Source organism: Mesorhizobium kowhaii, assembly GCF_042431665.1.
GTDB classification, from domain to species: Bacteria; Pseudomonadota; Alphaproteobacteria; order Rhizobiales; family Rhizobiaceae; genus Mesorhizobium; species Mesorhizobium kowhaii.
In genome coordinates this window covers 1-5327 of the sequence record NZ_JBHLYT010000065.1, presented here as the reverse complement: position 1 = coordinate 5327, position 5327 = coordinate 1, and the positions used below count along the sequence as shown (strand labels likewise).

Sequence of the window (5327 nt, the reverse complement as noted above, 5' to 3'; positions counted from 1 at the left end):
AGCTGGTCTTGATTGTAACTTGACACTCGCGACGGGGATGACTCATGCTCTGGTGATGGCTGTTGCACTGGCTGGCGAGAGCTGCCCTCCGCAGCATGCGAGGTACCCTCTCCAAGGGTTTCCCGATACTTCCTCAGCATGGCCACCCCACTCTGGACCCTGGGGTCGTCCGCACACAGCTCCCTAGCATAAGCCTTCAGCGATTCGTCACTAAGTCCATTAAGAGACAAATTGTAATGCTGCTGGAGCCTTCCAGACAATCTGCGGAGACTCGTGCTACTGTTAGTTATAGACCGCGCCTCAAGCCTCCCGCGAGCCGCACTACCCGCATTATGGATTAACGCCGCATCTTCAGGAACGACAGTATACCGCCTTCCCTGTCCCTGACGCGAGGTACCCGCTCCAGAGGTACCCGCCCCAGAGGTACCCTCTCCATAGGTACCCTCGCGGTACGCCCTAAGCATGCCCAACCCCGTAATGACCCGGGCTTCACCCGGAAACAGTTGCTTAGCATAATCCTTCAGCGACTCGTCACTAAGTCCATTGAGAGACAAATTGTAACGCTGCTGTAGTGCTTCAGATAACTTGCGGAGACCCGAACTGTTCACGACTGCGGAGCGATGCGCAATCTTCTGGCAAGCCGCATTACTCGCATTCCGGATGAGGGCCGCGTCATCAGGGGCGATGCCGTACCGCCTCCCATGATCGGGAGCGTCCTGCTGGCCCGCCTCTTCCAGGTGCTCCTCAAAGTCGCGCTGCGCGGCCTCCTCCGGCTGCCCCCCCTGTCCTGCCTGCTGCTGGGCCAGCATCGCGTAGTACGAGTTTTGCCAATCTGGTGAGAAGGGATTGAAGTTCTTCGGATCCATAATTCACCTCCGTGGTTTGAGAGATCCATCTAGCGAGGAACTATCCTGCCCGCATCCGCTGACGAGAAGCTGACGAGGCCCGCAGTTCAAAGACTGACAGCGCAGGCCTGCCGTTAGAAGCAGCGCTGAAAGGAAAAAGGGTCAGGCGGTTTCAGGTGCATGGGAAGGATTATTCACAAGATGTGCGAACGGCCATTGCGTCCGCACTCGAAGGCGTCAGCGGAGCGTCAGCTAACGTGACATCCTCTCGGCTCTTACCGGTGCAAGAACAATGCAGGATCGATTTTTTTTGTATTTGCTGACGCTGGCGCCGAACAGCTCAATGCACGAGTATGTGATGGCGTGCAAAATTTTGCTCCGATTTTTATCTGTTGCCACCGTCGGCACTGCTGCTTGCGCATTGGCTCGGCCTTCCAGCTCCCACATCAGCCATCAATTCGAATTGAACGGTCGTCAGGTCTTCTGCTGCGCCACAATCGCACGCGTTCGAATGTCGGACCGACGACCAAGTTTCCGATCTTGATCGGCTCTGGGCCTCCTTCACGCTATGTGTCGTGCAGGTCTACAATACTGTTCAAAAGCTGGCGGCAGGGCACATAACCGCGCGGGACACAAAAGTTCGACAACCCGAAGGCGCTGGTCGAACATCACGGTGCGGCGACACGGGAGGTGCGGTTCAACGTGTGGCTGCACGCCGTTGCTCGCTACTGGGGATTTACGCCACGGGCTTCGGCTACGTCAAGCGCTGCTATTGCCGGCGGCGGCTCGTGACCGGGGCGGCGGATTCTCTTCGAGGGCGTGGATGTAAGTCAGAACTTGCGGACTGTGGCACTTGTGCTTGCCCCCCGGCGCCAAGGTATTGATAGCGGCGAACTTCACTTGCAGCCAGGTCGTCTCGTCCTGATCGACCGTAATGCGATGTCCCGACCAAGGCGCCGCCGCAAGTTGGGCAGGAACGCGATGAGCTGGATCGTGTGGGGCAGAACCGGCAGGCCGCTCGGCCAGCCTGTTCGTCTGCACCCGCACGAGGAAGCTGGTATCAAGGGCCTGCGCGGTGCAATAGAGCTCGTAGAGGTCGCTCTCCTGGTCAGCCACATGCACGCAGCGCTCGGGCGTGCCAACGAGCGCGATGGACTGGCGCAGGTTCTCCAGCCATACGGGGCAATCGGCCCGCCGATGTGGGTCGTTTAAATCGCAGCTCCGTCAAGGCTAAATTCGATCCTTCTCCGACCTACGGTTGTTTGGTTGTTCCGTCGTAAGCTTGGCTGGTTTTAAAGCGCCTTCAACTTCTGCGGTGCGGGTGATGCCGTTTGCCGGGTACAGGGTCGTTTACGCGGTCGAGACAGCCCGCCGCAGGATAGGTCTTCGTGGGACGGATCTTCCAATGTAATTGACGCACTTTGCTACCAGAATAGTGGCAAGTGCAGCCCACATCGCGGAATGATCCTGTCCGCGTCCCGACAGGGACGGATCGGCGCGTCCACAGCGTAGGCGCAAACGATAGAAAAGTCAGTTCAGAAGAGCGCTGCCTCTGGCGTCTTGTTGCGCATGTCAGGCTTCAGCAGCGATGCAGCGCTCGAAGAGTTCGCCCGTTCGGAGCATGGCATGCATGATCACGGCAAGCTTGCGCGCGACCGCGACGGCGGCTCGCTTGAACCCGATTTTCTCCTTGAAGCCCATATACGCAGCGCGCTATCGGCCTTGGTGCGCGTGAGGATCACGGTCGCCGCTTCATACAACAGTCCGCGTAGATGGTTGTCGCCCCGCCGGGATATATGACCGTCGTAATCGACTTCGCCCGATTGGTAACGTCTGGTGGTTAGGCCGATCCAGGCGCCGACCGAGCGCGACTTTCTGAAGTTTTCCGGATCCTCGATCGCCGCAACGAAGGAGGAAGCCGTCACCGAGCCGACGCCCGGGATCGACGCAAGCAGCTGGCATTGCTCACTCGAGCGGGCCGAAGCGACAAGCTGCTTGCTCAATTCGGCAGCGCGGGCGCGCACTCCAGGCATCGAGCAACGGCATGATAATCTGCTTGTAGCCCAGCATTGTTCGCTAGCAGGCTGCGCACATGGTCCTCGAACACGCGTCCCGCACCCTTGGGACGACCAGGCCGAACGTCTTCATCAGACCGCGGATCTGGTTGGACAGCTGGGTTGTCATCTTGAGCAGCTGATTGCGCGCTGCGACGAGCGTGCGAACCAGCATGCTGTCAAAGCTCTTCACTCGCACCTCGCGGTAAAAGCCGACCTCGGCAAGATGCGCGAGCCCGTCCGCGTCATTTGCATCGGTCTTGTTCGGCGCCATATCCAGCGCCGCCTTGGCATGGCGGGCATCAATGCAGATCGCCGGCAAGCCTTCCAGCGTCAGCGCATGATAGAACCAAACCGCCAGGGGTCCCGATTCGAACACGACACGTTCGGCGTTCGGAGCACGCTTGCGGATGACCTGTGCTATCAGTTTCGGATCGGACGGGCATTTTCCGCGCCAGATCCGCTTGCCTCCTTCGCGCACGAGACGAATGTATCTTTCAATGACACGTCGAGGCCGATAAACTGCTTCATGGTTGTCTCCCGTTTGATGCTGGGCTCGGCTGTGTGGTCGTGAGCCCGTATTTCATCCTATAGGGGGCAACCATCCTTCCAACGCATCGCAACCGCGCCAGTGTTCCCAACCCCGCGATTACCCTATGTAATCGGAAGCCGGCGTGGGCCGCGGCAGACGTCGTTTTCAGCTGCTGGACTGCTTGCATGGCGATATATGCGCCTAGACAGAGGGTCGCCGATCGGGCTGTTGGGGTAGCCGGTGATGATCCTGGCGAACACGTCGGCCAGGTAGCCGAGCGGCTCGACGTCGTTTCAGCTTGGCGCGTTTCGATTGACTCGATCTGGGACTATGGCGTCGGAGAAGACGGCGCCAAGTCGTTCGCTGATGCCGTCATCACAAACCGTTCGGATCTACGAAGTTCATAAAGAAAACCTGTGGTGCGCAGGCGGTAATGGCTCCGCTAGCGAACCCACGCCAAATGGATACCGCTCGCTGCGCGCACTGCCATTGCCGACGAGCGGCTTCGCTTATGCGCATGACATGGGACAGCATATATAGTCAGATGCGGCGCCCGCCATCGCGACTAAATCCAACAAGAGTCCGGTCACATAAAGTCATCCTCGTACGAGCATCTGGGTGAACCTGATGCGCTCTCGGTATCACTGCTTTCGCTGTCCTCAGTTTTGCAGAGATAGAGCGGCGGTTTGTCTGCACGCTGCCATTCACCGGCACTGTTCATCGTCCACTTTTCGGGATGCTGGGTAGGGTCAAGGACCATGTCGCAATCATCTACTTCAACAAACCCCATCGTCGCTGCGCGGGCTTGTGCTTCTGGATTAGCCGCACGCCAATTCAGCAACGGTCGTTCGCCGTCCATCCGAAGTTGATGCTCCAGCAGAATATCGCCTGCATTCTCGGCCAGCGGATGAGCGACCTGTAGATCCACTATGGAGGTGACCTCGGTTCGGCCAGGAAATTGTTGCCGCCAACTGTCGGATTCGAAATCAGTCATTCTGAATCCGCCTTCCGTTCTCAGCAGTCCGGCACTCTGGTTTCCCAATTGGTAGCTGAAATATCGCGCGTGCTCCGTGTCTCGGCGAATGCCGTATTGCCTAGCAACGTCCGCAGCGCGTCTGGCTCGGGAGGATACGAATTCCGAATACTCTTGTGGATTGTCGGCGATGTGCATGATCTCATCGCCATGAAATTGCCTCACCTCCCTCGTGAAAGAAGACCTGTCGATCTCCACCACCGGAGGTCTGGGATGGAGGGAGTACGGTTGCGTAGCCGCCGACGATGAGTCGCCGCTGGAATCGGATCCGGCTAAGTGCATCCGGGCAAACATGTCCCCGAGCTCTTGATTTTCTGCATCTGCTTGCCCGCTGGCATTACGCGTGTAGCGGACGTCGGACGAGCCACCAATTCGACCATACATGACGATTCGCACTCCTATCCTTCGAAATTGAGTTCAGGCCGGTTAACCGCGCAGGTCTAGATAGACCGTTTAGTTGACGACTAGCTGACGAATGAGTTCTCCCGGATGCAGAAACGAAACTCCGAACTGTTTTAATTGTTAGCGATACTGAAAAGGCTGCGGCCTACCGCAGGTCAGGCCATCCGCACTTTCGGATCTTGCTTGCTGTTAATCCAAAGGGGAGCAGTCCAGCCTCGTCGTCGGCATGAGAGAGAGAGAGAGAGAGAGAGAGAGAGAGAGCGAGAACGTGGGCAAACCACGTTGCGGTCGAGCCGTTGAAGCTGGGAGTTCGTCCTTGCCTGCTCGATGACGCCCCGCGCAACACCTTCTGGCAGGTGGAGGTCTCGAAAAACCTCCCCATTTTGACCGGTTTGTGATTCACTGCCGTTGCGATTTGGAAGGAGGGATTGGATGCGGGGACAGGCCGGGTTCTGGGATAT

At 58.1% G+C, this 5327-nt stretch carries 3 protein-coding genes and 2 pseudogenes; 3 read left to right on the top strand and 2 right to left on the bottom strand.

The window, feature by feature from the left end; translation table 11 throughout:
- The first annotated feature begins 620 nt into the window (after positions 1 to 620).
- From ACFFNA_RS33650 to ACFFNA_RS33640, 3 genes and pseudogenes are all read left to right on the top strand, one after another.
- A complete protein-coding gene (locus ACFFNA_RS33650; RefSeq protein WP_378924164.1) occupies positions 621 to 839 on the top strand; it encodes a hypothetical protein in 219 nt (72 codons plus the stop codon).
- A gap of 648 nt (positions 840 to 1487) precedes the next feature.
- Positions 1488 to 1625: pseudogene (locus ACFFNA_RS33645) on the top strand (IS21 family transposase); the annotation flags it as partial.
- 201 nt (positions 1626 to 1826) lie between these two features.
- Positions 1827 to 2057 carry a hypothetical protein gene (locus ACFFNA_RS33640; protein ID WP_167391998.1) on the top strand — a complete coding sequence of 77 codons (231 nt, stop codon included), beginning with the start codon at positions 1827 to 1829 and terminating at the stop codon, positions 2055 to 2057.
- Between the two features lie 360 nt (positions 2058 to 2417).
- Here ACFFNA_RS33640 and ACFFNA_RS33635 read toward each other — a convergent pair.
- A pseudogene (locus ACFFNA_RS33635) lies at positions 2418 to 3430 on the bottom strand (IS110 family RNA-guided transposase).
- Between the two features lie 587 nt (positions 3431 to 4017).
- Entirely contained in the window at positions 4018 to 4848 is an 831-nt protein-coding gene (locus ACFFNA_RS33630; protein WP_095082018.1) for an Effector protein NopP, read from the bottom strand.
- Positions 4849 to 5327 lie beyond the last annotated feature (479 nt).

Coding starts and splice junctions, on each gene's coding strand:
- ACFFNA_RS33650 (WP_378924164.1), top strand. CDS start 621: ATGCGCAATCTTCTGGCAAGCCGCATTACTCGCATTCCGGATGAGGGC.
- ACFFNA_RS33640 (WP_167391998.1), top strand. CDS start 1,827: ATGAGCTGGATCGTGTGGGGCAGAACCGGCAGGCCGCTCGGCCAGCCT.
- ACFFNA_RS33630 (WP_095082018.1), bottom strand. CDS start 4,848: ATGTATGGTCGAATTGGTGGCTCGTCCGACGTCCGCTACACGCGTAAT.